Consider the following 25,528-nt stretch of genomic DNA (forward strand, 5'->3'; position numbering starts at 1 on the left):
CCAATATGTCTCCAACCAATTGGATGGGAATCTATCCAACCATTTTGTTATAATTTAAAAAAATGATTGGAGATAGCCTATGTCTGAATTAGAGTGGAAGCCACAAAAAAATTCATCCGTTCCTTTACATCTGCAAATATCTGATTTTATGAAAAAGAAAATAATGAACGGTGAATGGACAATAGGTACTAAAATACCACCACAAAGAAATTTAGCAAAACTATTTCAAGTAAATCGCAGTACAATTGTAATTGCACTTGAAGAACTGGCTGCCGATGGACTAATTGAATCTAAGGTTGGGAGCGGTACTAGGGTGATTAACAATACATGGAGCCTGCTTGCTTCAACTCCTCCTCCAGATTGGATTAGTTATGTAAAATCCGGTATTCATAAACCAAATATAACGATAATTCAAGAAATTAATAAAGCCGAAGCAGACCCTAATATGATTAGGCTTGGAACAGGAGAACTTTCACCAGACTTGTTACCCAACAAAAAAATGGGGCAAATACTACAAATAGATAATGAACAGTCTTTATCGCTTGGATACATGGAGCCTAAAGGAAGTCTATCTTTACGTAAAACGGTTAGTGCCTATTTAAGAACAAAAGGAATTAAAGCATCACCCGAATCGATTTTAATTGTTTCCGGAGGACTTCAAGCACTGCAATTGATATCAATTGGATTATTAAATAGAGGATCAACTATTCTTCATGAAACACCTTCATATTTGAACTCAGTACACGTATTCCAATCGGCTGGAATGAATTTATTGGGTATACCACTTGACAAAGAAGGAATTAAATGTGACTCAATTGGACGTATGAAGCGACAACATCATGCGGCATTACTCTATACGATACCCACTTTTCACAATCCAACAGGCACATTGATGTCTGAAAGAAGGCGAATTGAAATAATAGAGGTCTGCCAAAAGGCATCTATGCCTATAATTGAGGATGATGTTTATGGAGATCTATGGTTTGAAAACCCTCCACCAAAGCCTTTGAAAGCCAATGACACACAAGGGAATGTCCTGTATATAGGAAGTGTGTCCAAAACATTGAGCCCCGGGTTACGAATTGGTTGGCTTGTGGGACCCGAACCTGTCATTGAACGTTTGGCAGATATAAAGATGCAAACAGATTATGGCTCAAGTTCCTTATCACAATATGCTGTAGACAAGTGGCTTTGTAGTGGTATGTATGAGGATTTCTTAAAGGAAACAAAAGAGGAATTAAGATTCAGAAGGGATTTCACTATTCAAATTTTAAAGAAATATTTTTCTGAGATAGCAACATGGAACACCCCAAAAGGTGGCTTTTATATCTGGCTTAAATTACTAACAGTTGTTTCCACCCGAAAACTATTTGACGTAGCCCTTCGAGAAGGAATTTTATTAAATCCGGGAAGTGTGTATGATAATAATGATTATCAGCACCTTCGTATTTCCTATTCGTATGCTTCAATGGAACAATTAGAAAAGGGGCTGGTTTATTTAGCACAACTTATTAAAAATTCTTCTATGAATTAAATTTTCATGGAGGATACCGTAAAAAATGAAGTACGGTATCCTTATTTTTATAAAAGTCTATATAATAACTCCTTATCTAGGACAAGTTCAACCTTTTGTTTTACCACTATTTGTGATAAGGTTCCCCGTAATGTATGTAAACACAAATTTCTATTTGGCCATAAAGTATATATCAGCATTTAAATAGAAACACCAATCTTAAATGGTATATAAAGAATGAGATAAAACCCTCTAAATGGTAGCCACCGCAAACATTAGTCCTAATTGGAATGTTATTCTGCTTAACCAAGTCGGTGTGCAATTACTTTTATCGAATAAATATATGAACCGAGAGTAACACTACGCATAAAACTAATGTGGGGTATTAATGACATGAAACAGATTATTCTCTGGTCACTCTTGATATTGCCTTGGGCGTCCTTGTTTTTTTTAAAAATGGATACTGTACGCAGGTACATGCCGGTCGCTCTATTTATGACCGTTATTCATACCTTGGCATATCAAGCAGCTTACCATTACGGATGGTGGAAAGAGACAGGTTCCAGTCTGTTCGGGTGGGATAAAGTCGTCCCGGTTCCTTGGGTGTATGGAGCATATTTAGTTATAGTTATCTGGGTATTCCGCTTTACTTTCGGGAAATTTTGGATGTATTTGACTGTCAATATACTTTTGGATGGGTTATTTATGTACATCGTTTACCCGGTATGGCAACAGATGGGGTTTGTTTCGAGTGAATCGACTTTGCCTACAATAGCTATTGTTGCTATGATGGTCGGTTTTGCGCTTATCATCTATCTGTATCAACTGTGGCAGGACGAAGTGTTCAAACAACCTGAAAGCGAAACTCATAAATGACCAAGAACTGACTTGACGTCCCCTTCATTGGAGAAGGAAAGCGAAGTAACCGAAAACATGGAGATTTCCGAATCGAAGACTTGTCTACGTTGACTTCACAATAGCGATAACCTTGCTCCACAGACTGTACGAAGCAGTAGATTCCGTTACATTCTTCATTGGTTGGCCTGCACCTTGCCAGGCCTTTTTTTTGCGAAGATGGCCGCAGCTGTGATAATCATTGCATTTACCACAAGGATTCTCCTCTGAATCAAATGATACTCCTTGCTTATGCCTCTATTTATGATACGGTTCACCCCGACTAATCCGAAACGCCCTATAAACCTGTTCCAAAAGTATTAGCAAAAGTGCCTGTCCTTATAGAAATGCTAGAAGAAAAATGACAATATAAATGTCCAAATACATACAAAAACCAGTAATCCAAAGCTATATTTTAATGTCATTTTCGTTAAATCGGCTTCTTTTCCTGTCTCACCAACAGCTGCTGTTGCAATGGCGATTGACTGAGGAGATATTAGCTTTGCCATAACTCCTCCAGCCGTATTGGCAGAAAGCAATAAGGAAGAATTGGTTCCTATAATATTGCCCGCAGTCGCTTGGATTGGAGCAAATAGAGTGTTATTGTTCACTACTGATCCTGTCATGAATACCCCAATCCAGCCTAAAACCGGTGAAAGCAACGGGAATATATTTCCAGTCCTTGCAACGGCTTCGCCGAGAGTTACCGTCATTCCTCCGTAAGTCATGAGCTTTGATATACCTATAATGGCACAAATCATAATAATTGGAATCCAGAACTCTGAAACAGTCTTTTTGAAAAGAGTGAATCCTTCACCCATATTTATAGCTTTTGTCGTTGCTATTGTCGTTAATCCGGCTAATAAAATAGCTGTGCCTGTTGCACCAATTAAACTGATGCTCACACTAAGAGAAGATCCGGGTATCCCTAAATTGATGACAGTGAACTCAAGCAAGCCCCCTTCAGCAAAAAGACCTTTAAATGCCGGGAAACTCCAAATTAAGATAAATATGGTCAATAGATAAAAAGGTGACCATGCCTTAACAATTTCTCCTAATGAATGCTGTTCAAAAGTGCACTCTTGCCCATTGAGCAAAAAGATGTTCGCTGGTCTCCACTTTTTCAGGAATAAAGCTAATAAGCCCATTGCTAATAATGGAGGGATAATATCAGCAAGCTCCGGTCCTATAAATACTGTAATGATTGCTTGTGTAACGGTATACACACCAGCTGTGATTAGAATTGCCGGGAAAATTTCCTTAATTCCTTTAAACCCATCGATTAGCCAAATTAATAAAAATGGAATGGTAAAATTAATAATCGGCAGGGTCAGGGCAGTCATCATTGATACATCCATGGAAGAAACTCCTGGAATGCCAAATGTATCGACAATTCCAACCGGTATTCCGATCGCACCAAAAGCTCCTGAAGCGCCGTTTGCTATTAAACAGAGCATCGCTGCCTGTAAAGGCTTGAAGCCTAATGAAACTAAAAGTACTGCACAAATGGCAATCGGTACACCAAACCCAGCGGCACCTTCCAGAAATGCATTAAAACTAAATCCTATCAGCAAAAATTGGATGCGCTGGTCCTGGGAAATCCCAACAATGCTACCACGCAAAATATCAAACTTACCTGATGCAACGGAGATTTTATATAGCCATACAGCCATGACAATAATCCAGCCAATCGGCCAAATTCCTGCTGCCGTACCTTGAATAATACTCCCCGCCGATTCACCGAAAGGCAATTTAAATATCGTAAGCGCGATTAAAAAAGTAACCGCTAAATTCAAAAGTGCCGCATGGATGCCCTTCATTCTTAATACTGTTAAGCATATCAGGAATAACAGAATCGGTATTGCTGCCACTAATGCTGAAACAGCAAGGTTATTGAAAGGATTGAATGTTTCCACTAACATAATATCTGCCCCTTTGGATCAAAGATGCTAACTCGTTATATCGCTGAATTTTGAATGTCTTTTAAGGTTTGAACAGATTTAGCAAGCTTCTTTTTTTCAACCTCAGTCAGTGACAGTTCAACAATATTCTTTACACCGTTTCTTGTAATCACAGATGGAATCCCTACAAAAACATCATGATGGCCATATTCTCCCTCTAACAGTGCTCCAACTGGCAATACAACATTTTCATTTCTTAAAATGGCTTTTGTTATTCTGACTAGCCCCATAGCAATACCATAATAGGTTGCACCTTTTGCATGAATGATTTCATACGCAGCATCACGAACTTTGACAGCTATCTCTTCTTTTCTTTCTTCTGTTAACCTTTCCGCCACTGGTGTTCCGGCAATATTGGCGAAACTCCATACCGGGAATTGTGTGTCACCATGTTCACCAATAATATACCCATGGACACTTACAGCTGCAGTATCAAATTCTTCCCCTAATAAATATCGGAATCGTGCAGAATCCAAAATGGTTCCGGAACCAATTACTCTTTCTTTAGGCAGGCCGGAGAATTTCCAGGTTACATATGATAAAATATCGACTGGATTTGTTGCAACTAAGAAAATGCCATTAAATCCAGAGTCCATAATGCTCTCTACAATGGATTTGAAAATTTTAACATTTTTATTCACCAGATCAAGTCGGGTTTCTCCAGGCTTTTGTGCTGCACCTGCACAGATAACAACAAGAGCAGCATCCTTACAATCCTCATATGAGCCATACCTTATACTCATAGCTGTTGGAGCATAGGCAATGCCGTGGTTTAAATCCATGACATCCCCTTTTGCTTTCTCTTCATTTAAATCTACAATGATTAGCTCATCACATAGACCCTGATTTAATAACGCATAAGCATAGCTTGATCCAACAGCTCCGTTCCCTACTAATACAATTTTATTTCCTAATGTTATATTCATTATGATTTCCCCCAGTATCTCTATTCTTATATTTGTGAAATATTTCACATATTTGCGTAAAAAAATTCTTTTTACAATACTTCTTGTAGCTAATTTGATTCATTCATTATATGTGAATAATTTCACATATAACTTTAAAAAATATTAGAATAGTTATTTGTGAAATTGTTCACAAAAATAATATACCAAGTCTTTTGATTTTGCGCAAGTCTTTTCTTAAACTTCTTTTTGTAAAAAGTTTAACATTGTTTGAAAACAGTTTATGAAATACTATCTTGATTGGCTGACTGTTTGATGGGAAAACTTTATCGATGTACAACATAATTTCATCATAAACCAGGATCAAAGATCCCGCTCACTCCGTCTGCCTTCAAATAAACTTGCTGGCTATTTTTCGGTGTCTTACTTAAAGCTCTGGTAATGATAATAACCGTTAAAAAACCCTTATATGTAAAAAAGTCTTCGCTAAAAAATATTACTAAGAATCAATAGCTGCTTTTTCATATAAAGAGCGAAAAGGACGCCACCTCAGCAGCACCCTCCCTCCAACCATCAATTCATAGCCATCCTCCCCAACGGTCCATTCTCATCAATAATATCCTGCAAGTCATAAACTGATATCGGGAACATCGGGAATCCATAAGCATATGGCGTGATTTCATAGAGCTGGAAATAGACGACCAGCGCTTTGTCTGCAATGTAAAAGTCCTGGTCCGGCTTGATAGCAGTAAAATCAACAAGCAGCGGTATGTTACGCTCCTTTATCTGCACCTTAATCAGCTCTGCTATTCGTTTTACATAGTCACTTCCCGGTTTAAATAAATCTTTCAGCGCCACCAGCTTCCCCTTCTGCAGATCAAACGTCAGAGATTTTATAACGGTCATCCCATGTGCAGCATGATAGTGATACACATAGTTGGATAGGGACAGGCTCAATACATTACGCTGATTATTTTTTATCTCATAATATCCGTACAAATCCACCACAGTCGTATCCATATTTCCTGTTTGATCGTTAATGAGCTCCTGGTTCTCCCTAACGATCGTACTGTTAATAAAATGCTGCAGCTGCTTATTTTGCATCCCGGTCACACGGGGGTAATAGACCACTTTAGTCGGCCCGGTGCTGGTTTTCACCGTTTTAATGCCTACAGGAAAATTAATCGCCATGGCTATCCATCCTTTATTGGGTTTTTTACCTATCTTATTCATTTCTGTAAAGATGGTAACAAAAGGACTGGGCTTTTATTATGTAACCATCTGAATATTTACAAATTTTTACTCATTTAACCTATACTCTTAAAGCAATTTTGTTATATAATATTATATAACGATATAAGTATGGAGGAGCCTTTATGAAATTAAATAATTCAAGTTCAAGGCCATTGTACGAACAGCTAATCCACAATATAAAGGATGCTATTGAAAAGGAAGTGTACCTTCCAGGCAAGAAGATTCCCAATGAAGGGGAGCTTTGTGAGATATATGGAGTCAGCCGAATAACGGTAAGAAGAGCGATTCAGGAATTAGTGGAAGCAGGTTTATTAGAAAGGAAACAAGGAAAAGGCACCTTTGTGTGCATAAGAAAGCTTGCCAGAGAATTAGTCACCATCGATGGCTTTTCTAATTTCAGTAAACAACTGGGGAGAAAATCCTCAAAAAAGGTATTAGGCTGCGAAGAAATTAAAGCGACAAAGGAGATAGCGAAAGCTCTTCAATTAAAGGTCGATTCTTCTGTATTAAAACTTTCACGAATCATGTATTTTGATAATGAGCCTTTTTCTATTGATGTTGCGCACTACTCTCTTGAAAGGTTTCCGAACTTGCTAAAAAGGATTTTTGATTACGATTCAACCTATGATGTCCTAAAAAATGTTTATCATGTTGATATGCAGGCAAGTTCATCAAAAAAGATCCTAACAGCCGTACCGGCTACCGAAAAAGAAGCGGAATACCTGGACTGTGATATGGGAGATATACTTTTTAATATTGATAAAACGGTCTATGATGAAAAAGGAATCCCTATTCATATCTCCATTACAAAAGTTCCAACTACTCATATCGCCTTTACCATCTCAACATAAAAAATGGAACCAGCTTTTAAACTTTAGCTGGTTCCATTCTTTTTTTATCCTACTAAAGCTTTTCCTAGTCCAAACGCACCATGGATTTCACACGTTCTTGCTGCTCTAAATGCAGCTATCTGCAAAGATTCTGCCAGCGGCTTCCCATTTATATGATGTGTTAAAAAGCCCGCTATAAACGAATCCCCTGCCCCAAGTGTATCAATAACGCTTGCCTCTTCAATATCCTGCCGGTACTGATTTACCCCATCAGACATCATGACACCTTTTGAGCCTCTTGTTATTACAACATTGGGACATCCAAGTTTATGAATTTTTGTCATCAACTTCTCAATCTCCTTGTCACTATATTCACTGCCTGAAATAAATGCAAAAGTGATATGGGGGCACACTTTGCTCATAATCTCTTCAGTAAAGTGATTTGAGAAATCATACGAGATGCTAATGGCCCCAGAAAGCTTCTCTAATTGATCATCCAAACTGCTATAGATACTAGTATGAAGCACATCATATTTTCTTATATAATCATAATCATCTTCTGCCAGTTTTAGCTTCAGTTTTGATTGAATACCGCCCTTATTGGATGAAACAAAAATTCTGTCTCCTTCTTCATTAAGGTCCACATATGCTTTGCCGCTTTCTCCATACGCTTTGCGAATTTTGCTGATATCTACATTACTCAACTTTAAGGAGTTTATAATATGATCCCCTTCAGCGTCGTTTCCTACAATCCCGATAAAAGCAGTTTCCTCAGCTCCATACTGTTTTGATAAAACAGCTACATTCAGAGCATTCCCTCCAGGAAACATTTCGTTTCGATCTTTATATACATCTACCACGTTATCTCCTATAGCAATTAATCTCATTTTTTCTGTTCCTCCTAACCTTTTACACTTCCTGAAGCAGGACCGCGGATAAAATATTTCTGCATAAATAAAAACAGAATAATAATTGGTGCCGCAGAAATCATTAGTCCAGCCAATAAGACACCCCAGTTTGTCTGCAGGGCATCACGGAATTGCATTAACCCAGCAGGTATTGTTTTCAATGCCTCCGAATCAACAAAAATTAAAGCAAACATAAATTCATTCCAAGTAAAATAGGCTGTCAAAACCACGCCTGTTAACAAAATGGGCAAATTAAGCGGAATAAAGATTTTTGTAAAAACCGTCCATGTATTGCAGCCATCTAAAAAGGCTGATTCCTCTAATTCCTTTGGAACATCAAGAAAGGCGGCCCGAATCAGAAGGATGGTGATGGGAATTCGATATGCCACATAAGGAAGAATCAATGCCAGGTAGGTATCATGAATTCCTAATGCCTGGATAAGCTTGTACAAAGGCACAAGACTTACCTGCGGTGAGAGCATCATTCCTGCCATACAGATTATAAGCAATGTGTTCTTTCCTTTAAATTCAAAACGGGTTAACCCGTACGCTCCAAGCGCGCTGAGGAAAACAGTCAGCAAGCAGGTGGATATAGTAACAATTGTACTATTTAAAAAGTAACCAGATATTCCTGTCTCCCATGCATGGGCGTAGTTAGAAACAAGCCAGTTTTGCGGCAATGCCCAGCTGTTGGCGAAAATTTCTTCCGTTGTTTTAAATGAGTTGATAACCATCCAAAATAACGGGTAAGCGATTATGATGAAATAGAAGATTAGGATAGAGAATAAAGGAATACCTTGAACTGCAGATTTATATCTAAAGGGTTTCTTAATAACGGGATTAAACTCCTGTTGAGCAATTACTCTATTTGTCTCCAACCTAACCATCCTTCCCTGTTTTAAATAGTTTCATCTGCGTCAGCGAGACAAGTAATGTAAGAATAAGAATGACTGTTGCGATAGCCGACGCATAACCCATTTGATCCTTGAAGAAAGCTGAATTATAGAGAAGTGTCCCTAAAACCTCACTTGCATTTCCAGGTCCTCCTCCAGTTAAAATATATGGTTCATTAAATACTGTGAAAGCTCCAGTTAAAGTGATTAAGGTAGCAACAAATAGCATTTCTTTTACTTGCGGAACTGTTACATAGATAAATTTACGTATCTTCCCTGCTCCGTCAATTTCTGCAGCTTCATATAATTCCTTTGGGATCGCCTGGATCGCAATAATAAATAGCATCATGATATACCCAACACTTTGCCACTGAGATACGGCAATAACCGCGAATATAGCTGTTTCCGATTCCCCCAGCCAAGCTCTTGTCCATTCTTCAAGACCTAATAGAGTCAGCAGACTATTTAATAAACCAATATCAGGATTGTAGATAAAACTGAATAATAAGGCTATGACTGTTATGGAAATGACAACAGGAAGGAAGAATACAGTCCGGAAAAAACTGCTTACAAACCTCGTAACAGGATCTTCCAGAATTGCTGCTAATACGAGTCCTCCAAACACTTGGAATATAATGGATATGACTGCATACCAGATATTATTTTTCAAAGCTATATAAAAAACCTCATCTTGAAAAAGAGTAAGGAAGTTTTCAAAGCCAACAAAAACTTTATCAGGAGAAAATGCCGAGAATTCATAAAAGCTAAATCGAAAGTTTTCTATAATGGGATAATAAACAAAAACCCCCATTAACAGTAAACAAGGGGCAATATATAAAATGGGAACAACTTTTCGGCTAAGCATATTGACCACCTCTTTCTTTTAAAAGGGGAGGCCAAAAACCAGCCTCCTCTTCCTCTATATATTATTTACTATTTTTTGACCTTTTTTGCTGCTGCTTGTACATCTGACATCACTTCTTTTGGCGTTTTCTTTCCATCCAGCATTTGCTGTGTGCCATTCAGATATGCATCAACAATAGAGATATCAACAGCTGTGTCAAACCAAAGATAGGTTTTCTCTGCATTGACAATTAAATCAATGGCTTCTTCCTGTAATTTGGAGGCATTTTCTGTAGTTGTTGTCCCTTTCACTGCGCTATATTCACTAACTTCTTTGAGCTGTTCGGTGCCCTTTTCCTTTGAAGTTAAGAACTTTATGAACTCCATTGCCTCTTCAGGGTGTTTTGTTTTAGAAGAAATCATAATTCCCTCTGGTGCTGCAGTGATTGAATTAGGATTGCCTTCACCGCCCTCAATGCCAGGTGTATTAAAGACCCCTAAATCCTCTCCTAAAGATGGTTCAATTAATCCAATTTCAGCTAATTGGAAATAACCCATTGCTGCTTTCCCTCCATTAAATAGCTCACGGGAGTATTGATGGTCCACCGAATTTACACCTTTATTGAAATAAGGTTCAAGTTCCATGAACTTTTCCAAAGCCGTAACGTAACCAGGATGTGAAAAATCACCTTCAGGATTGTTCGGATCATAATCCTTGGCAATGACATCTTCCGGAACAATCAGTTCATTCAGAGATCCAATATAATGGGAAATCGTCCAAGGTGCCTTGCTTCCAAAAGTAATAGGAGTAATGCCGGCTTCTTTAATTTTTTCTGAAACCTCAATAAGTTCACTCCAGGTAGAAGGGGGTTCAAGATTTAAATCTTTAAATATCTTTTTATTATAGAAGAAAGCTTTTCCGTCCGTTGACCAAGGAATGCCATATGTTTTTCCATCCAATGTAAATGGTTTGAATTGGGATTCGATAATTTCCCCTGACCACTCTGTATCACTGTTAATATAATCTGTTAAATCAAGTGCTTGGTCTGCACGGACAAAGTTATAAGCGAATTCGCCGCTCCAGGAGAAATAAACATCAGGTGGATTCTTCGATCCTAAAACAACTCTAATCTTTTCTTTATATGAATCATTCAAAACCGCTTCTGTCTTAATCTTAATATTTGGATGAAGCTCTTCAAATTCCTTAACGGCTTTTTCAAAATACTGCTTTTTAGGTTCAGTAGGCCAACGATGGAAAAAACGGAGTTCAATAGTATCACTATCACTATTGGAAGATGTACCGGCAGAAGAATTACAGCCAGTTATTAAAGAAAGGAGTAAAACTGTAAGAATACCTGCAATTGCTAACCTTTTCATCATTTTGCCCCCTAAATAATTGAGTGAAAGCAGTGGAAAAGTGACCGCATCACTTTTCCACTCTATTATCTTAGTATTCTACCTTCCACATATATCTGCGTTTGGACAATGGATGGTTACGCTGCTCTGCCAAATTGTCCGCATACTTTCTTAAAACAAAATTCAGAACAAGCGGAGCAATATAGCCTCTAGCTTCCTCTTCAATTCCAGAAAAATCAAAATCTTCAGCATCTAGTACTACTAGCTTTTTTCCATATTTCTTAGAGAAATCTAATGCTCTCTCTTCCAAGAATCTTGTTTCATCCAGTCCAAGAAGAATGATAAATGGTGTATCTTCGTCAATGATCTCAAACGGGCCATGGAAGTATTCACCAGCGTGGATGGCATGGGAATGAATCCATTGCATTTCCATTAAGATACAAATGGCAAATGAATAGGCAACTCCATAGTTCGCACCGCTTGCCATCGTATAAATAACCTTCTCATCTTTATACTGTTTTCCAAATTCTACAGCAGAGTCATGCGATTGTGAAGCCGCTTTTTCATATACTGATTGCAAGTTTTCGAGACTCTTCTCAATTACCTCAAACTTGCTATTTCCTTCCACCTCTTTAAGAACTCCAAAGACCAGCTGATAGATAACAGAGTAGTTAGTAGTGAAAGCATTCGCGTCTTGTCCCCACTCATATTTAAGAACAACATCAGAAGCATGAGCCAATGGAGAACCAGGCTCGTTGGTTAAAGAAACAGCCAAGGCCCCTTTACTTCTTGCAAACTTAGCAGCTTCCACTGTTTCAGGGGTTGTTCCAGAATGAGAGCACAGGATAACTAAAGAACTTTGGCCTAGTTTAGAATGATTGCGATGAATAAATTCATTAGAGCTATATAAGTGAGCATCGATTTTTTGGGCTTCCCGGTCGATCGCATATTTACTCGGATACATAAGTGCAGATGAACCTCCGCAAGCAACAAAGAAAACATTTTTTATATTTTTCTTTCGTACTTCCTCAAGCGCATGTTTAATTTGATTTTTAACATCTACTACTAATTCAGTCGTCATAAATGAACTGCCTCCTTGATTTTTTTATAAAAAAATAACCTCTACCCTCCTCAAAACAATACACAACTTTATAATACGTTATATATTGTTATATTTGTTTATATAATATCCTCTGTTGTTTTAGTAGTCAATACACTTTTCTGAATATTTTAAATACAAATAACGACATAATTCTTAAGCTGGTGTCGAATGAAATAATATTGAGCTTCTCTGTGTTGTTAGCTCCTTATTCCAGAATGGTTATAGGTATGGTTAATAATGTATAATTCAATTGATAATAAATGAAACTCAAAAAGGACCATAGACAGGAGCACCCCAAATGGAAAAGCAGCAAACCAGCCTAAAACCATTCATTTCTCTCATACTATCAATAAAAATACCCAAGGCTGCGCTCATCATTGGGTTAACAGCAAGTATTCTCACTACTTTGACCGGCCTTGTCGTTCCATTGCTGACCAAAAACCTGGTGGACGGTTTTTCCGTCGAGTCGTTGAGTGTCCCGTTGATTATCGGAATCGGAGCTGCTTTTATCATTCAGGCGCTCATCAGTGGAATCTCAATCTACCTGCTCAGCTATGTCGGTCAGAAAGTAGTGGCCCGGCTGCGCAACCGGATGTGGGGCAAGCTGATCCGGCTGCCGGTAAGTTATTTTGATAAACAATCCAGTGGGCAGACGGTTAGCAGGGTTGTTAATGATACAAGCATTGTGAGGGACCTAATCTCCAATCATTTTCCGCAATTTATCACTGGGATCATAAGCATTATAGGTGCTATCGTCATATTGCTTGTGATGGATTGGAAAATGACTCTGCTTATGCTCATCTCCGTTCCAATTACATTGGCGATTATGATGCCCCTTGGCCGAAAAATGGCAAAGATATCGCGCGGCCTACAGGACGAGACAGCAACTTTTACCGGCCATATCACACAAACGCTCAGTGAAATCCGCTTAATGAAGTCCTCGACTGCGGAACAAAATGAAGAAGAAAAAGGCATGAACGGCATCGATAAACTACTTGGCTTCGGTTTAAGAGAAGCACGGATATTTTCGTTAATTGGTCCCACAATGTATTTGATCATGATGGGCGTCATTGTCATGATTATTGCCTATGGCGGTATGCGCGTGGCGAACGGAACGATGTCAACCGGATCTCTCGTCGCCTTTCTGCTTTACTTGTTCCAGATCATTATGCCGATCACCTCGTTCGCTATGTTCTTTACCCAGCTGCAAAAAGCCAAAGGTGCAACAGAGCGAATAATCGAGATCTTGGATCAGCCGCTGGAAGAAGGTCAGGATGGCATCGAAATGGAAATCAGCAATCAGCCGATTTCCATTGATAATGTTTCTTTTTCTTATAGCGAGGAGGAACCTGTACTCCAAAACATTACATTAGAAGCTCAGCCTGGCCAGATGATCGCCCTGGCCGGTCCAAGCGGCAGCGGGAAAACTACTTTGTTTGGATTGCTGGAACGATTTTACGAACCTACTACTGGAGAAATCAGGGTTGGGGATACATTGATACATGAGATATCCCTTAAATCATGGCGCAGTCAAATCGGCTATGTGTCACAGGAAAGCGCCATGATGGCGGGGACCATCCGGGAGAACTTATGCTATGGTTTGGAAAATGTTAAAAGCATTCCGGATGAGCGTTTATGGGAAGTCGCAAAAATGGCTTACGCTGATCAATTTATCGAAGCTTTCCCGAAAGGGCTTGACACGGAGGTTGGCGAACGGGGTGTAAAACTTTCGGGAGGACAAAGGCAGCGAATCGCAATCGCGCGTGCCTTTTTGCGAGACCCCAAAATTCTGATGATGGATGAAGCAACTGCCAGCCTGGACAGCCAGTCAGAAGGCATTGTCCAGCAAGCGCTGACCCGCTTAATGGAAGGCAGGACAACCTTCGTCATCGCCCACCGCCTTTCCACAATTGTCGACGCAGACAAGATTGTTTTTATCGAAAAAGGCAGTGTCACAGGCATCGGCACACATCACGAATTAACGCAATCACATGGTTTATACCGTGAGTTTGCCGAGCAGCAGCTTGCATAAAAAGGGCCAGTCTAACTTAGACTGGCCTTTTACGAGCTTACAAACTATAAAATGATGTTCTAACACGATCCAAACTCATGGACTGCAGCTATAACCTTTCAATTGCATGTAAAATCCGGCTGTTATTTTAACATTCAACCGTCAGTTCCGCATTTACGTGCAGCTTTTTATTTAAATGCAGCACTTTTCATGATTTAAGTACCACTTTTCACTTTTATGTGCCATTCCTTATTCTTACAGCATTTTATTCAAATACCTTCAATATAGGGCTCCCGGCATCTTCTATTTTAACCTAGATCTTGTGATAAAATATGACAAATTATCCATATAAAAGAGAAGGTTTATTCCTTATAATGGAATTAAGGTTAGTTATGCCCACTCAAAAAGGAGGCTGCCGACTATGCCATTAGATCATACGAAAAACATGCTGCGAACTTTAGAATACTATTGTGATACCCAGATCACCCAAACCTTCTCTAAAGATTATAGACAGTTTTTGTCTGTGTGCTACCAGAAGAGCTCTAAGTGTTTTGAAGTTACGTATGTTGAGACACTTGTGAAGGAAATCTTTCCTGATGTTGAATCGGCTGCGGCTGCCATCGAAAAAGCTCTTAAAAATTAGAGAGAGCTGCCTCTTTCTTTACGCTTCGATTTCCCCTCTCTTTCTATCCTATTTATAGAACTGCTTTTTCTAAAAAATAGATACCTTATTTCCTTTATATGTAGTATCTTTGGAATATCGAAATATTTCATAAACGAGAGGATTATCATGTGGAAAAATAAAAACGTGTGGATACTGCTGACAGGTGAGTTTATTGCCGGCCTGGGTCTGTGGCTTGGGATTATCGGCAACCTTGAATTTATGCAGGAAAAGGTTCCTTCAGACTTTGTAAAGTCCATTATTTTGGCTGGCGGACTGCTTGCCGGAATTGCGGTTGGCCCCTGGGCTGGCAGAATTACAGACCAGATTAGTAAAAAAACGGTTATGCTCGCATCCGGCTTTGCCAGGACAGTGAGCGTTATTTTTATGTTAATTGCCATCCAGACCGGTTCTGTATGGTGGATGGTTATTTTTCTTGTTTTCCTTCAGATTTCCGCTGCCTTCTATTTTCCTGCTCTGCAAGCGGCAATTCCGCTGGTAGTGGAAGAAAAAGATTTACTGCAATTGAATGGGATTCATATGAATGTCTCCACCCTATCCCGGGTGCTGGGAACAGCAGTAGCAGGGATTCTATTGGTGATATTGCCATTATCCATGCTTTATATAGGCTCACTCGTCGCCTATTTCGTTCTGTTTGCCATGACCTGGTTCCTGAACTTCGATGAATCGGACAAGAATCTAGGCTCATCTAAAGGAACAGCCAAGCGAGGCGGCGGATTTAAGGATGTTTTTCCAATCATTAAAGGCCTGCCAATCGTACTTATGACATTGGTTTTAACCCTGGTTCCTTTACTGTTCATTGGCGGCTTTAACCTGATGGTCATCAACATTAGCGAACTCCAGGACAGCTCGTCCATTAAAGGATTGATCTATACAGCAGAAGGAATCGGCTTCATGCTTGGCGCTTTTATCGTCAAACAAATCAGCCAAAAACGGTCTCCCTATACGATTCTGTTTTTCTTCTCCTTTATCATTGGCATATCACAACTGCTTCTCTATTTTGCTGATGTGCCGGTGTTAACACTAGTGGCATTTTTTGTATTCGGCTTTGCCGTCGGCTGCTTCTTCCCGACCGCAGCTACTATTTTTCAAACAAGAGTGCCAAAAGAATTCCACGGCAGGTTCTTCTCTTTCCGTAACATGCTCGACCGTGTCATTTTTCAGGTTGTGCTCCTGCTGACAGGATTCCTCCTGGACGCTGTCGGCCTGCAGCTGATGGTCGTTATCTTTGGCATCCTATCCTTAGTAATGACAGCAGCGTTCCTTGCTAAATTTAGGCAGCTGCGGACAGAAATGCATATTAATGAAAAGGTAGGCACGTAAAAAACCGGCTCACATCGTTGTGGGCCGGTTTTTCGCTTCTATTTCAGCTAAACTTCAGGCATTTTTTCAGTAAATATCAGTTTATGTGCGGATAGCGTTCATTTATGTGCCGATAAATTTTTTTCTGTGCGCATAACCCAATTTTATGTGCGGATAAAAAAATTTATGTGCACATAAACATTTTCGCCCTAGTGCACCAGCTGCTTCACCAATTCCCGGTTCCGCTTTTTAAAGACGTCATTATGAGATGAGACCATCGCTGCTGCCGCAGCATCTGGTTCAATGTACTGTTTCGCTTTATTTACTGCATTAGCAGCATCCTGGAATGCCCCGGCAATCAAGTGAAGTTTTCCCTCATGTTTAAGGATATCCCCTGCAGCATATAGTCCTTCAACAGACGTTTCACTGTTCGCATTGCCTGCAATATAGAATTCTTCCAGCATTTCAATGTTCAGATTGCTATTCTTTAAGAGTTCCGTATCCTGTTCATAGCCATGGTTAATCACCACTTCATCAATCGCCAGATAAGAAACCTCACCTGTTTCGTTATTGGTCATTTCCACCTGTTCAATTTTCTCATGATTTCCGCCCGCAATTAATTTTGTGATGGACGTATTCCTGATGCAGATAACAGAGCTATTCATCAGCTGCGAAACCTGTGCTTCATGGCCAGTCAAAGCATCTCTCCTGCAAGTGATATATACCTGTTTCGCAACGGGCTCCAATTCATTCGCCCAGTCTACTGCAGAATTCCCGCCGCCAGAAACAACCACAGTTTTATCTTTAAAATGTTTAAGCGATTTGACTGTATAATTCAGATTGGAGACCTCAAACCGCTCTGCCCCTTCTATCTTCAGTTTCTGGGGCTTTAGAATTCCGCTTCCAACAGCTACAATGACGGTTTTGGAATAGTGCTCTTCTCCAGAGGACCCTTTTAAGACAAATAGACCATCTTCATTTTTGGCAATGGATTCTACTTTTTCATTAAGAACGACCGTTGGATTAAATGTTAGTCCCTGTTCAACCAGCTGTTCGATCAGCTTTGCCCCCGGAGTCGGCGTCAGGCCGCCTACATCCCAAATCATCTTCTCCGGATATACATGAATTTTACCGCCAAGCATAGGTTGAAACTCAATCAGCTTTGTTTTCATTTTTCTTAGGCCGCTGTAAAAAGTGGAGTAAAGCCCGGCGGGTCCGCCTCCAATGACCGTAACATCAAATACTTCAGCATTTTTCATTTCCGTTCACTCCCATAACCAATTACTATTGATTATCATTCTCACTTCAACTATACGACCTTTTCTCTCCTTTTACAATGAAATTTTTTCTGAGTACTTTTCTCGGAAATTCTGTTGACATAAAAAACAGATAGACTTATAGTTAAAAGGAACCGACACTGATAATCATTATCACTGAAAATATAATTCTGACAAACGGAGGTTACATAATGGTCCGCCTTTATACAGATGGCTTGAACATTGGGTATAATGAACGCTTGATAGTGAAAGACCTTAGTGTCCAGATCCCTGATAAGAAGATCACTACCATTATAGGTCCAAATGGCTGCGGTAAATCCACCCTTCTAAAAGCCATTACCCGGATCATCGCTCACCAATCGGGGACCGTAATTTTGGATGGCGAGAACATCTCAAAGGAAAACACGAAGGTCCTTGCCAAGAAAATGGCGATTCTACCGCAAACACCCGAAAGTGCAAGCGGTTTAACGGTTGGCGAACTGGTTTCTTACGGCCGCTTTCCTTATCAAAAAGGCTTTGGAAGACTAACAAAAAAAGACTATGAAGTTATTGACTGGGCGCTTGAAGTAACAGGCACCAACGATTTCAAGTACAGACCAGTGGATGCACTTTCGGGCGGACAGCGCCAAAGAGTGTGGATTGCATTGGCTCTGGCACAGGAAACAGATATTATTTTCCTTGATGAGCCCACCACCTATTTGGATATGGCACACCAGCTTGAGGTTCTCGAGCTCCTTCAAAAACTGAACCAAGAACAGGAACGAACCATTGTGATGGTCCTACATGATTTAAATCAGGCAGCCCGTTTCGCAGACCATATTGTTGCATTAAAAGACGGCGAAATTGTCAAATCAGGAAGCTATGAAGAAGTCATCACACATGACGTTCTAAGAAAAGTGTTCAATATTGATGCAGTCATTGGACGCGACCCGCGTACAAACAAGCCAATGTGCATAACTTATAATCTACTAAAAGGAGAAAATCAACATGAAGAAACTTTTGATCCCGTTTACGATCTTGCTGCTTCTGCTTATTAGCGCCTGCGGCAATACTGAGCAAGGAGAATCCAAAGAAGCTGAACCTAAAGAAGATAAAAAATCAGGCACCTTTACTTATGAGTCAGAAACTGGACCGGTCGAAGTCCCTGCTGATCCTAAGCGAGTTGTCCTCCTTTCCGGCTTTACAGGAAATGTAATGCAGTTGGGCGTAAATATCGTTGGAGTGGATACATGGTCCAAGAATAACCCTCGTTTTAAAGAAGAATTGAAAGATGCTGAAGAAGTATCCGAAGATAACCTGGAAAAAATAATTGAATTGGAACCAGACTTAATCATTGCGCTATCTACTGTAAAAAACTACGATAAACTTAAGGAAATTGCACCAACTGTAACTTATACATGGGGTAAATTAGATTATCTGTCACAGCATGAGGAGATCGGCAAGCTTCTTAATAAAGAAGAAGAAGCAAAAAAATGGGTGGCAGACTTCAAACAGCGTGCTGAAGCAGCTGGTGAAGACATCCGTGCAAAAATTGGAGAAGATGCAACCGTTTCTGTATTTGAGATTTTTGATAAACAGCTTTACGTGTTTGGTGATAACTGGGCACGCGGAACAGAAATCCTGTACCAGGCAATGGACTTAAAAATGCCTGAAAAAGTTAAGGAAATGGCTCTAAAAGATGGCTATTACGCTATTTCTACAGAAGTCCTTCCAGAGTATGCCGGAGATTACATTGTTCTGAGCAAATACGCTGAAGCTGACCATTCGTTCCAGGAAACTGATACGTACAAAAATATCCCTGCTGTAAAAAATAATCGCGTCTTTGAAATGGAAGGCAATGGTGCTTCCTTCAGTGATCCAATTACACTTGATGCACAGCTGGAGTTCTTTAAAGAATCATTTTTAGGAAAGTAATACTTAAGGAGGGATTCTTATATTTGGGAATTCCTCTTTCCTATTTAGAAAAGCCCTAGCGCCTTGCCCACGGGGGTATGACCTGGAGCTAGACAGTTATCGAAGTACAAAGATATAAATTCTGATATTATTAAAAAAGCACAAGGAGCCGCCTCTTTGTTGGAGCAAGACAGATTTCGTAGTTTAAGGCAGTTCTGATCCCATAAAGAAAGATGAGAGTACAATGACAAAAGATGCTCAACCCTTCATTCCATTTATTAAACTCACCGCAGGCTTTGTTATCTTTGCAGGCATGTTTGTGGCCGCGTGTGTGTTTGGGGCAGCGGATGTTACGGTCAGAGATGTTTGGCTGGCGCTTACTTCCAATGCTTCCGGAGAAAAAATTTCGATTATTCGTGAAATCCGTCTGCCTCGTGAAATTGCTGCCATTTTCGTTGGAGCTGCGCTTAGCATTTCCGGGGCCATTATGCAGGGAATGACAAGAAATCCTCTTGCTGATCCAGGACTGCTCGGATTAACGGCTGGAGCAAATGCTGCACTTGCATTAACTCTTGTTCTAATTCCCTCAGCAAATTACATAGGGATTCTGTTTGCCTGTTTTATCGGTGCAGCCGTCGGAGCTGGGTTGGTTTTCGGCATTGGCGCCATGAAAAAAGGAGGTTTTTCTCCTATTCGGATCGTATTGGCCGGAGCTGCGGTTTCTGCCTTCCTTTTTGCAATAGCAGAAGGAGTCGGCATCTATTTTAAAATTTCAAAAGATGTCAGCATGTGGACTGCTGGCGGAATCATCGGCACATCCTGGAACCAGCTGCAGGTGATTGTTCCAGTCATTTCCTTTGGCATTCTTTTTACTCTTTTTCTGTCCAAGCAGCTGACTATTTTAAGCTTAAATGAGGAAGTGGCTGTAGGCTTGGGACAAAATACCACTCAGATTAAGACGATTCTGTTCATCTTAGTGACCCTGCTTGCAGGAGCATCCGTTGCACTGGTCGGCAATATGGCTTTTATCGGGCTGATGGTGCCTCATATTGTCCGTGCTATTGTAGGTACCGATTATCGTTATATTCTTCCCATGTCCGCACTCACAGGAGCTTCTTTTATGCTTCTGGCCGATACACTCGGCAGAACCATTAATGCTCCTTATGAAACACCCGTTGCGGCTATTATTGCAGTAATGGGGCTTCCTTTCTTCCTGTTCATCGTGCATAAAGGAGGTAAGGCTTTCTCATGATCCAGCCAGAGTTAGTAAAAAAACAGCGAATTTTAATGGCAGTTTTATCAACACTTATTATCGTTACCATTGTTATTGGAATGGGATTAGGCTATGCCTCCCTTTCATATGACCGATTAATTCCGACGATACTGGGACAGGGCACATTTAAAGAAGAATTCGTGTTATTTTCCATTCGGCTCCCGCGAGTATTTATCACCGTCCTGGCCGGCATGGCACTTGCATTATCAGGTGCCATTTTACAAGGGATAACCCGCAATGACCTGGCGGATCCAGGCATTATCGGCATCAATTCTGGTGCTGGTGTTGCTATAGCTGTCTTCTTTCTTTTCTTCCCAATCGAAGCTGGCTCTTTTATATACATGCTGCCGCTATGCGCATTTTTCGGTGCATTAATTACAGCCATTCTGATCTATGCTTTTTCCTATAAAAGAAGTGAGGGGCTTCAGCCTGTAAAAATGGTGCTGGTTGGGGTCGGATTTTCCATGGCGCTTTCCGGTGTCATGATTGTCCTGATTTCTGCAGCTGAAAGAGAGAAAGTTGATTTCATTGCTAAATGGCTATCAGGGAATATCTGGGGAACAGATTGGCCGTTCATCTGGGCACTCCTCCCATGGCTTCTTTTGCTTATACCATTTACTCTTTATAAAGCAAATCGGCTGAATCTATTAAGCCTAAGTGAGCCTGTCGCCATCGGAATAGGGGTATCTATTGAAAAAGAACGGATCATCCTTCTGCTTACAGCCGTTGCATTGGCAGCTTCCGCTGTGTCTGTAACCGGCGGAATTGCCTTTATCGGCTTAATTGCGCCGCACATGGCGAAAGCGCTTGTTGGCCCGCGGAATCAGCTTTTCATTCCGATCGCTATTCTTTTAGGAGGATGGCTTCTATTATTCGCCGACACGCTTGGCCGAAACCTCGTAGATCCGGACGGCCTCCCTGCCGGCATCATGGTTGCACTGATTGGAGCTCCTTATTTTATGTATTTATTATTAAAAAAATAATTTTTCCTTTATCAGAAAGGCTGCATTCCTGGATGCAGCCTTTTATCCTTGATTTCCTTTTTAGTACTCCTTACCATAAAAGAGGACATTTACATGACATTCTATTGTGACATTAAGGTTATCCTCTCTATAAAAGGGGAAAGGGGAATAAAAGTAAGTGACTTACCCATAGGAAAGGACCTAGTTTCCATGGTATATTTTTTAACAGCCATTTTGATTTTATTTATCACATACGCTATTCTCCCCACTGTACTCATACGAACATTAAATTGGGGAATTGTGAAAGAAATATCGGAGGCCAATGCCATTGCTCTAACCTTTGATGACGGCCCTGATCCGAAGTATACTGCCTTCCTGCTTGATGTCTTAAAGAAGCATCATGTTAGGGCAACCTTTTTTGTTGTCGGGGAAAAAGCTGTTCAAAGGCCTGAGCTGCTTAAAAGAATGCATGCTGAAGGCCATGCAATCGGCATCCATCACTACCGTCATATCTCAAGCTGGATCTTGGGTCCCGGCTCGTTAAGAAAACAGCTTAACCAAACGAAACAAATTATCGAAAGGGCGATAAATGAAGAGGTCTTTCTCTACCGTCCTCCGTGGGGGCACTTTAATTTATTTTCCCTTTGGCTCGCCAGAAACTATGAAATTGTTATGTGGACAGGAATATTCCAGGATTGGAAGGTCAAGTATATCCGGAATACTCTTTCAGTAGCTTTAACAAAAGAAACAAAACCAGGGCGGATTTTTCTCCTTCATGACAGCGGAGAAACCCTGGGAGCTGACGTCAATGCTCCTGAATACATGATTCGTCATTTGGATGAGTATCTGCAGCAGGCAGCAGAAAAAGGACTACGCTTTGTTACGTTAAAAGAAGGAACTCGGGAGTAACTTTCAATGGGTACGGAAACAATTATTGAATTCATTTCATCATATGGTTATTGGATCATTTTTTTATTTTTATTTTTCGGGATTGTCGGCATACCCGCTCCCGAGGAATCGCTGTTATTTCTGATTGGCGTATTAATCGGAAATCATAAGCTTGCCTTTGGACTGTCAGCTTTCAGTGCGGAAATGGGTGTACTGCTCGGCATGCTTGCTGCTTATTGGATCGGCAAAAATGCAGGAAAGCCTTTTTTGAGAAAATACGGCAAATATATTGGCATAACGGAAGACCGGTGGAAAAAGGCCGAGAAAAGCTACCTAAACGATCATCGGCTGATGATCTTTGCCGGTTTCTATATGCCTGGTATACGCCAAATAAGCCCGTATTTTGCAGGAATTACGAAAGTTCCATTTCATCGGTACTTCCTTTATTCACTGGCGGGCTCTCTTTGCTGGGTGGTTCCAATTATTGGAGCCGGATATTTTGCTGGAGACCTCTTTCACATTAATCCTAAATACGTCCCCTATCTTGGGGTACTGTTATTAGCGATCTTCTTAATCTACATGCTTTTTAAATATGTAAAAAATAAAGCTAAGTAAAGGGAAAGGAGGGCCAATATGAAGGTTCTGCTGCTGCCATTATTCCAATTTCCTACCGGACATTTAAAGGTTGCCGATACAATCGAGGAACACATCCAGAAACAATATCCTGATGCAGACATTAAAGTAGTCGACTTTTTAAACTATTGCAGCGACAAGCTTGAAAAGCTTGTGTCCGGAATCTATTTAAAAGGATTTCTCGGAGCGCCTTTCCTTTACAGGGCTTTATACTACACCATTATGTACAAGCAGCATCCATTTAAAATGCAGCCCGATTTGCAGGTTTTATCTTATTACTTTGAAAGAAAAATGCAGAAGTTCCTTGAAGAGGAAAAGCCCGATTTAGTCTTCTGCACTCATTCCTTTCCATCCGGAATCATCAGCTCATTAAAGCAGAAAGGGCGCTACAAGAATATCACAGCAGTGAATGTGTACACAGATTTTTTTATTAATGATATATGGGGCAAGCAAGGGATTGACTATCATTTCGTTCCCCATCATGAAGCAAAGGAAGAATTAACAAGGAAGCATCACCTGCCTGGTGAAAACATTTTTGTCACAGGAATTCCTGTAAGCACAACGTATCAGTTCCCCTCACCTCATAAAGCAGAACAAATTCGCCATGTTCTGGTTGCCGGGGGAAACAGCGGTTTAGTGAACTCATTCGATCTAATTGGTGCTATGCAAAAACTTCCTCATATTCAGTTCGGGATCCTTTGCGGAAATAATGAAGAACTCTTCGCGGAACTTCAAAAGCTGGATTCCGAGCAAATTATACCTATTGGATATATCCATGATCCTCATGAATTAAACAAGCTATATGACGAAGCGGATGCCATCATGACCAAACCAGGCGGCGTTACTATAAGTGAAGCCCTCCAAAAAAGACTGCCCATCCTGATTCACACTTCCCTTCCAGGGCAGGAGGAAATCAACATGGATTTTCTGCTGGAAAAGAAGCTGGCTATCGTCATCAATAATGACCAAATGATTAAACAGCTTAAAGATGAGGCAGCTATTCTTGCTTTAAGGAAAAACATTGATGCCTATCTGAAAGAAATCACTTGTCCGCTGGAGACTGCCATACACACTGCAATTAAAAATAAAGGCAGAAAAAGTGCTGAGCCAGTTCATTCTTTAAAAGCCATTCCTACGGTATATCATTAACAGCCTGGAGATTCCAGGCTGTTTTTTTACATACTTTTTCTTAGCATCGGGCACCCTAATAAATTCAGTTATAGAAACTGCCTCCATTGTCCATACTTAATATGGAAAATGCATAGAAAGAGGAGTAAAGATGAGAAAGTATACGGTTATTTTATTAAGTGCTATCCTTCTTGGCGGCTGTTCCATGGAAAAAGAAAGCAGGAAAAGCGAAAACAAAATTCCATTAGAGGTTTCAATTCTGACCCCCGAAACAATCTCCTCCCATGAGGAAATAACTTTAAAAGCACTTGTTACACAGGGAGAAGAAAAAGTAACGGATGCTAATGATGTTGTTTTTGAAGTATGGCAATCTGGGCGGAATGACCGGGAAATGCTCAATGCTGAACACCATGGCGATGGCATCTATTCAGCTAAAAAGAGGTTTTCTGAAAATGGACATTACTTTGTTGTAGCCCACGTCACAGCAAGAAATATGCACAGCATGCCGACAAAGCAAGTCATTGCCGGTACACCTGAAAATACTGTTGTCTTTCAGGAGGAAGATCATCCACATAGCCATATTTCGATAAACCTGAAAACAGATGGGGACCTTAAACAAAGCAAGAAAGCTAAATTAACGGCTAAAATCCTGAAGGAAGGCCAGCCTTTAACCAATGCAAATGTTAGTTTTGAAGTCTGGCAGGATGGACAGCAGCAATCTGAATATATAGAAGCTTCGGAAAGCATCTCGGGTGAATATCAAGCAAGTAAGTCTTTTTCAAAATCAGGTTCTTACAATATTAAAGTTCACGTAACTAAAGAAGAAATTCATGAACACCAACTCAGCCAATTAACAATAAATCCATAAAAATAACAAAAAAGCTGGAAAATCCAGCTTTTTTTGTTCAATCAAACGTTTGATTGATTTTATCAACCACACCTCTTCTTAAAGGATTTAGGTTATGATCACTATTCGGTCTGGAGTGTTCTAGTTCCGGTGAAAGCCCCCTATCTAAGTTT

Annotated in this window: 23 protein-coding genes and 1 pseudogene; 14 read left to right on the forward strand and 10 right to left on the reverse strand. The window is 40.2% G+C overall.

Going from position 1 to position 25,528, the window contains the following annotated elements; genetic code table 11:
- Nucleotides 1-79 precede the first annotated feature (79 nt).
- The gene (locus DFO73_RS22585) at nt 80-1,534 is read left to right on the forward strand and encodes an aminotransferase-like domain-containing protein (RefSeq protein WP_110066960.1); all 1,455 of its coding nucleotides are present in this window, start codon (nt 80-82) and stop codon (nt 1,532-1,534) included.
- 372 nt (nt 1,535-1,906) lie between these two features.
- Entirely contained in the window at nt 1,907-2,389 is a 483-nt protein-coding gene (locus DFO73_RS22590; RefSeq protein WP_110066961.1) for a hypothetical protein, read from the forward strand.
- A 276-nt stretch (nt 2,390-2,665) separates the two neighbouring features.
- Here the strand turns inward: DFO73_RS22590 and DFO73_RS22595 are convergent.
- The 4 genes and pseudogenes from DFO73_RS22595 to DFO73_RS22610 form a co-directional block, all read right to left on the reverse strand.
- Nucleotides 2,666-2,743 (reverse strand): annotated as a pseudogene (locus DFO73_RS22595) (23S rRNA (pseudouridine(1915)-N(3))-methyltransferase RlmH); the annotation flags it as partial.
- Nucleotides 2,744-2,757: 14 nt separating this feature from the next.
- Nucleotides 2,758-4,329, reverse strand: a complete 1,572-nt coding sequence (locus DFO73_RS22600; protein ID WP_110066962.1) for an L-lactate permease — start codon at nt 4,327-4,329, stop codon at nt 2,758-2,760.
- Nucleotides 4,330-4,364: 35 nt separating this feature from the next.
- The gene (locus DFO73_RS22605) at nt 4,365-5,294 is read right to left on the reverse strand and encodes an L-lactate dehydrogenase (RefSeq protein WP_110066963.1); all 930 of its coding nucleotides are present in this window, start codon (nt 5,292-5,294) and stop codon (nt 4,365-4,367) included.
- 552 nt (nt 5,295-5,846) lie between these two features.
- Entirely contained in the window at nt 5,847-6,464 is a 618-nt protein-coding gene (locus DFO73_RS22610; protein WP_181396107.1) for a DUF3298 and DUF4163 domain-containing protein, read from the reverse strand.
- 185 nt (nt 6,465-6,649) lie between these two features.
- Between DFO73_RS22610 and DFO73_RS22615 the strand changes: the two genes are divergently transcribed.
- Nucleotides 6,650-7,378 (forward strand): UTRA domain-containing protein, encoded by a 729-nt coding sequence (locus DFO73_RS22615; RefSeq protein WP_110066964.1) that lies wholly within the window; start codon nt 6,650-6,652, stop codon nt 7,376-7,378.
- Nucleotides 7,379-7,422: 44 nt separating this feature from the next.
- Here the strand turns inward: DFO73_RS22615 and DFO73_RS22620 are convergent, their stop codons facing one another.
- The 5 genes from DFO73_RS22620 to DFO73_RS22640 all read right to left on the reverse strand — a co-directional run bounded on the left by DFO73_RS22620 (nt 7,423) and on the right by DFO73_RS22640 (nt 12,438).
- On the reverse strand, nt 7,423-8,244 hold the full coding sequence (locus tag DFO73_RS22620) for a PfkB family carbohydrate kinase (RefSeq protein ID WP_110066965.1): 822 nt from the start codon (nt 8,242-8,244) through the stop codon (nt 7,423-7,425).
- A gap of 14 nt (nt 8,245-8,258) precedes the next feature.
- Nucleotides 8,259-9,098 carry a carbohydrate ABC transporter permease gene (locus tag DFO73_RS22625; protein ID WP_375137344.1) on the reverse strand — a complete coding sequence of 280 codons (840 nt, stop codon included), beginning with the start codon at nt 9,096-9,098 and terminating at the stop codon, nt 8,259-8,261.
- A gap of 46 nt (nt 9,099-9,144) precedes the next feature.
- Nucleotides 9,145-10,023, reverse strand: a complete 879-nt coding sequence (locus DFO73_RS22630; RefSeq protein ID WP_110066967.1) for a carbohydrate ABC transporter permease — start codon at nt 10,021-10,023, stop codon at nt 9,145-9,147.
- A 68-nt stretch (nt 10,024-10,091) separates the two neighbouring features.
- Complete coding sequence (locus DFO73_RS22635) at nt 10,092-11,378, reverse strand: ABC transporter substrate-binding protein (protein ID WP_110066968.1); 1,287 nt, start codon at nt 11,376-11,378, stop codon at nt 10,092-10,094.
- 70 nt (nt 11,379-11,448) lie between these two features.
- Nucleotides 11,449-12,438: an SIS domain-containing protein gene (locus DFO73_RS22640; protein ID WP_110066969.1), complete on the reverse strand. Its 990-nt coding sequence runs from the start codon at nt 12,436-12,438 to the stop codon at nt 11,449-11,451.
- A 319-nt stretch (nt 12,439-12,757) separates the two neighbouring features.
- On the opposite strand from DFO73_RS22640, the gene DFO73_RS22645 reads away from it, so the two are divergent.
- The 3 genes from DFO73_RS22645 to DFO73_RS22655 all read left to right on the forward strand — a co-directional run bounded on the left by DFO73_RS22645 (nt 12,758) and on the right by DFO73_RS22655 (nt 16,475).
- On the forward strand, nt 12,758-14,491 hold the full coding sequence (locus DFO73_RS22645) for an ABC transporter ATP-binding protein (protein ID WP_110066970.1): 1,734 nt from the start codon (nt 12,758-12,760) through the stop codon (nt 14,489-14,491).
- Between the two features lie 400 nt (nt 14,492-14,891).
- The gene (locus tag DFO73_RS22650; RefSeq protein WP_110066971.1) at nt 14,892-15,113 is read left to right on the forward strand and encodes a hypothetical protein; all 222 of its coding nucleotides are present in this window, start codon (nt 14,892-14,894) and stop codon (nt 15,111-15,113) included.
- A 147-nt stretch (nt 15,114-15,260) separates the two neighbouring features.
- Entirely contained in the window at nt 15,261-16,475 is a 1,215-nt protein-coding gene (locus DFO73_RS22655) for an MFS transporter (RefSeq protein WP_110066972.1), read from the forward strand.
- 188 nt (nt 16,476-16,663) lie between these two features.
- On the opposite strand, the gene DFO73_RS22660 is transcribed toward DFO73_RS22655, so the two are convergent.
- Nucleotides 16,664-17,713 carry an NAD(P)/FAD-dependent oxidoreductase gene (locus tag DFO73_RS22660; protein WP_110066973.1) on the reverse strand — a complete coding sequence of 350 codons (1,050 nt, stop codon included), beginning with the start codon at nt 17,711-17,713 and terminating at the stop codon, nt 16,664-16,666.
- Nucleotides 17,714-17,922: 209 nt separating this feature from the next.
- On the opposite strand from DFO73_RS22660, the gene DFO73_RS22665 reads away from it, so the two are divergent.
- From DFO73_RS22665 to DFO73_RS22700, 8 genes are all read left to right on the forward strand, one after another.
- Complete coding sequence (locus tag DFO73_RS22665) at nt 17,923-18,768, forward strand: ABC transporter ATP-binding protein (RefSeq protein WP_110066974.1); 846 nt, start codon at nt 17,923-17,925, stop codon at nt 18,766-18,768.
- Nucleotides 18,719-19,645, forward strand: coding sequence for an iron-hydroxamate ABC transporter substrate-binding protein (locus DFO73_RS22670; protein WP_110066975.1), 927 nt, complete (start codon nt 18,719-18,721; stop codon nt 19,643-19,645). The genes DFO73_RS22665 and DFO73_RS22670 overlap by 50 nt, the downstream gene beginning before the upstream one ends.
- A 223-nt stretch (nt 19,646-19,868) precedes the next feature.
- Nucleotides 19,869-20,876, forward strand: coding sequence for a FecCD family ABC transporter permease (locus DFO73_RS22675; protein WP_110066976.1), 1,008 nt, complete (start codon nt 19,869-19,871; stop codon nt 20,874-20,876).
- Nucleotides 20,873-21,880 carry a FecCD family ABC transporter permease gene (locus tag DFO73_RS22680; protein WP_110066977.1) on the forward strand — a complete coding sequence of 336 codons (1,008 nt, stop codon included), beginning with the start codon at nt 20,873-20,875 and terminating at the stop codon, nt 21,878-21,880. Before DFO73_RS22675 ends, DFO73_RS22680 begins: the two co-directional genes overlap by 4 nt.
- A gap of 93 nt (nt 21,881-21,973) precedes the next feature.
- A complete protein-coding gene (locus DFO73_RS22685) occupies nt 21,974-22,768 on the forward strand; it encodes a polysaccharide deacetylase family protein (RefSeq protein ID WP_258309700.1) in 795 nt (264 codons plus the stop codon).
- Between the two features lie 6 nt (nt 22,769-22,774).
- Nucleotides 22,775-23,362, forward strand: a complete 588-nt coding sequence (locus DFO73_RS22690) for a DedA family protein (RefSeq protein WP_110066978.1) — start codon at nt 22,775-22,777, stop codon at nt 23,360-23,362.
- Nucleotides 23,363-23,380: 18 nt separating this feature from the next.
- Nucleotides 23,381-24,529, forward strand: a complete 1,149-nt coding sequence (locus tag DFO73_RS22695; protein ID WP_110066979.1) for an MGDG synthase family glycosyltransferase — start codon at nt 23,381-23,383, stop codon at nt 24,527-24,529.
- 130 nt (nt 24,530-24,659) lie between these two features.
- A complete protein-coding gene (locus DFO73_RS22700) occupies nt 24,660-25,376 on the forward strand; it encodes a FixH family protein (RefSeq protein WP_110066980.1) in 717 nt (238 codons plus the stop codon).
- The last annotated feature ends 152 nt before the right edge of the window (nt 25,377-25,528 follow it).

This window comes from Cytobacillus oceanisediminis (assembly GCF_003182355.1).
Lineage (GTDB): Bacteria > Bacillota > Bacilli > Bacillales > Cytobacillaceae > Cytobacillus > Cytobacillus oceanisediminis_A.

Excerpts from the sequence above, each read along its gene's own strand:
- DFO73_RS22585 (WP_110066960.1), top strand. The coding sequence starts at position 80 with ATGTCTGAATTAGAGTGGAAGCCACAAAAAAATTCATCCGTTCCTTTA.
- DFO73_RS22590 (WP_110066961.1), top strand. The coding sequence starts at position 1,907 with ATGAAACAGATTATTCTCTGGTCACTCTTGATATTGCCTTGGGCGTCC.
- DFO73_RS22600 (WP_110066962.1), bottom strand. The coding sequence starts at position 4,329 with ATGTTAGTGGAAACATTCAATCCTTTCAATAACCTTGCTGTTTCAGCA.
- DFO73_RS22605 (WP_110066963.1), bottom strand. The coding sequence starts at position 5,294 with ATGAATATAACATTAGGAAATAAAATTGTATTAGTAGGGAACGGAGCT.
- DFO73_RS22610 (WP_181396107.1), bottom strand. The coding sequence starts at position 6,464 with ATGGCGATTAATTTTCCTGTAGGCATTAAAACGGTGAAAACCAGCACC.
- DFO73_RS22615 (WP_110066964.1), top strand. The coding sequence starts at position 6,650 with ATGAAATTAAATAATTCAAGTTCAAGGCCATTGTACGAACAGCTAATC.
- DFO73_RS22620 (WP_110066965.1), bottom strand. The coding sequence starts at position 8,244 with ATGAGATTAATTGCTATAGGAGATAACGTGGTAGATGTATATAAAGAT.
- DFO73_RS22630 (WP_110066967.1), bottom strand. The coding sequence starts at position 10,023 with ATGCTTAGCCGAAAAGTTGTTCCCATTTTATATATTGCCCCTTGTTTA.
- DFO73_RS22635 (WP_110066968.1), bottom strand. The coding sequence starts at position 11,378 with ATGAAAAGGTTAGCAATTGCAGGTATTCTTACAGTTTTACTCCTTTCT.
- DFO73_RS22640 (WP_110066969.1), bottom strand. The coding sequence starts at position 12,438 with ATGACGACTGAATTAGTAGTAGATGTTAAAAATCAAATTAAACATGCG.
- DFO73_RS22645 (WP_110066970.1), top strand. The coding sequence starts at position 12,758 with ATGGAAAAGCAGCAAACCAGCCTAAAACCATTCATTTCTCTCATACTA.
- DFO73_RS22650 (WP_110066971.1), top strand. The coding sequence starts at position 14,892 with ATGCCATTAGATCATACGAAAAACATGCTGCGAACTTTAGAATACTAT.
- DFO73_RS22655 (WP_110066972.1), top strand. The coding sequence starts at position 15,261 with ATGTGGAAAAATAAAAACGTGTGGATACTGCTGACAGGTGAGTTTATT.
- DFO73_RS22660 (WP_110066973.1), bottom strand. The coding sequence starts at position 17,713 with ATGAAAAATGCTGAAGTATTTGATGTTACGGTCATTGGAGGCGGACCC.
- DFO73_RS22665 (WP_110066974.1), top strand. The coding sequence starts at position 17,923 with ATGGTCCGCCTTTATACAGATGGCTTGAACATTGGGTATAATGAACGC.
- DFO73_RS22670 (WP_110066975.1), top strand. The coding sequence starts at position 18,719 with ATGAAGAAACTTTTGATCCCGTTTACGATCTTGCTGCTTCTGCTTATT.
- DFO73_RS22675 (WP_110066976.1), top strand. The coding sequence starts at position 19,869 with ATGACAAAAGATGCTCAACCCTTCATTCCATTTATTAAACTCACCGCA.
- DFO73_RS22680 (WP_110066977.1), top strand. The coding sequence starts at position 20,873 with ATGATCCAGCCAGAGTTAGTAAAAAAACAGCGAATTTTAATGGCAGTT.
- DFO73_RS22685 (WP_258309700.1), top strand. The coding sequence starts at position 21,974 with ATGACATTCTATTGTGACATTAAGGTTATCCTCTCTATAAAAGGGGAA.
- DFO73_RS22690 (WP_110066978.1), top strand. The coding sequence starts at position 22,775 with ATGGGTACGGAAACAATTATTGAATTCATTTCATCATATGGTTATTGG.
- DFO73_RS22695 (WP_110066979.1), top strand. The coding sequence starts at position 23,381 with ATGAAGGTTCTGCTGCTGCCATTATTCCAATTTCCTACCGGACATTTA.
- DFO73_RS22700 (WP_110066980.1), top strand. The coding sequence starts at position 24,660 with ATGAGAAAGTATACGGTTATTTTATTAAGTGCTATCCTTCTTGGCGGC.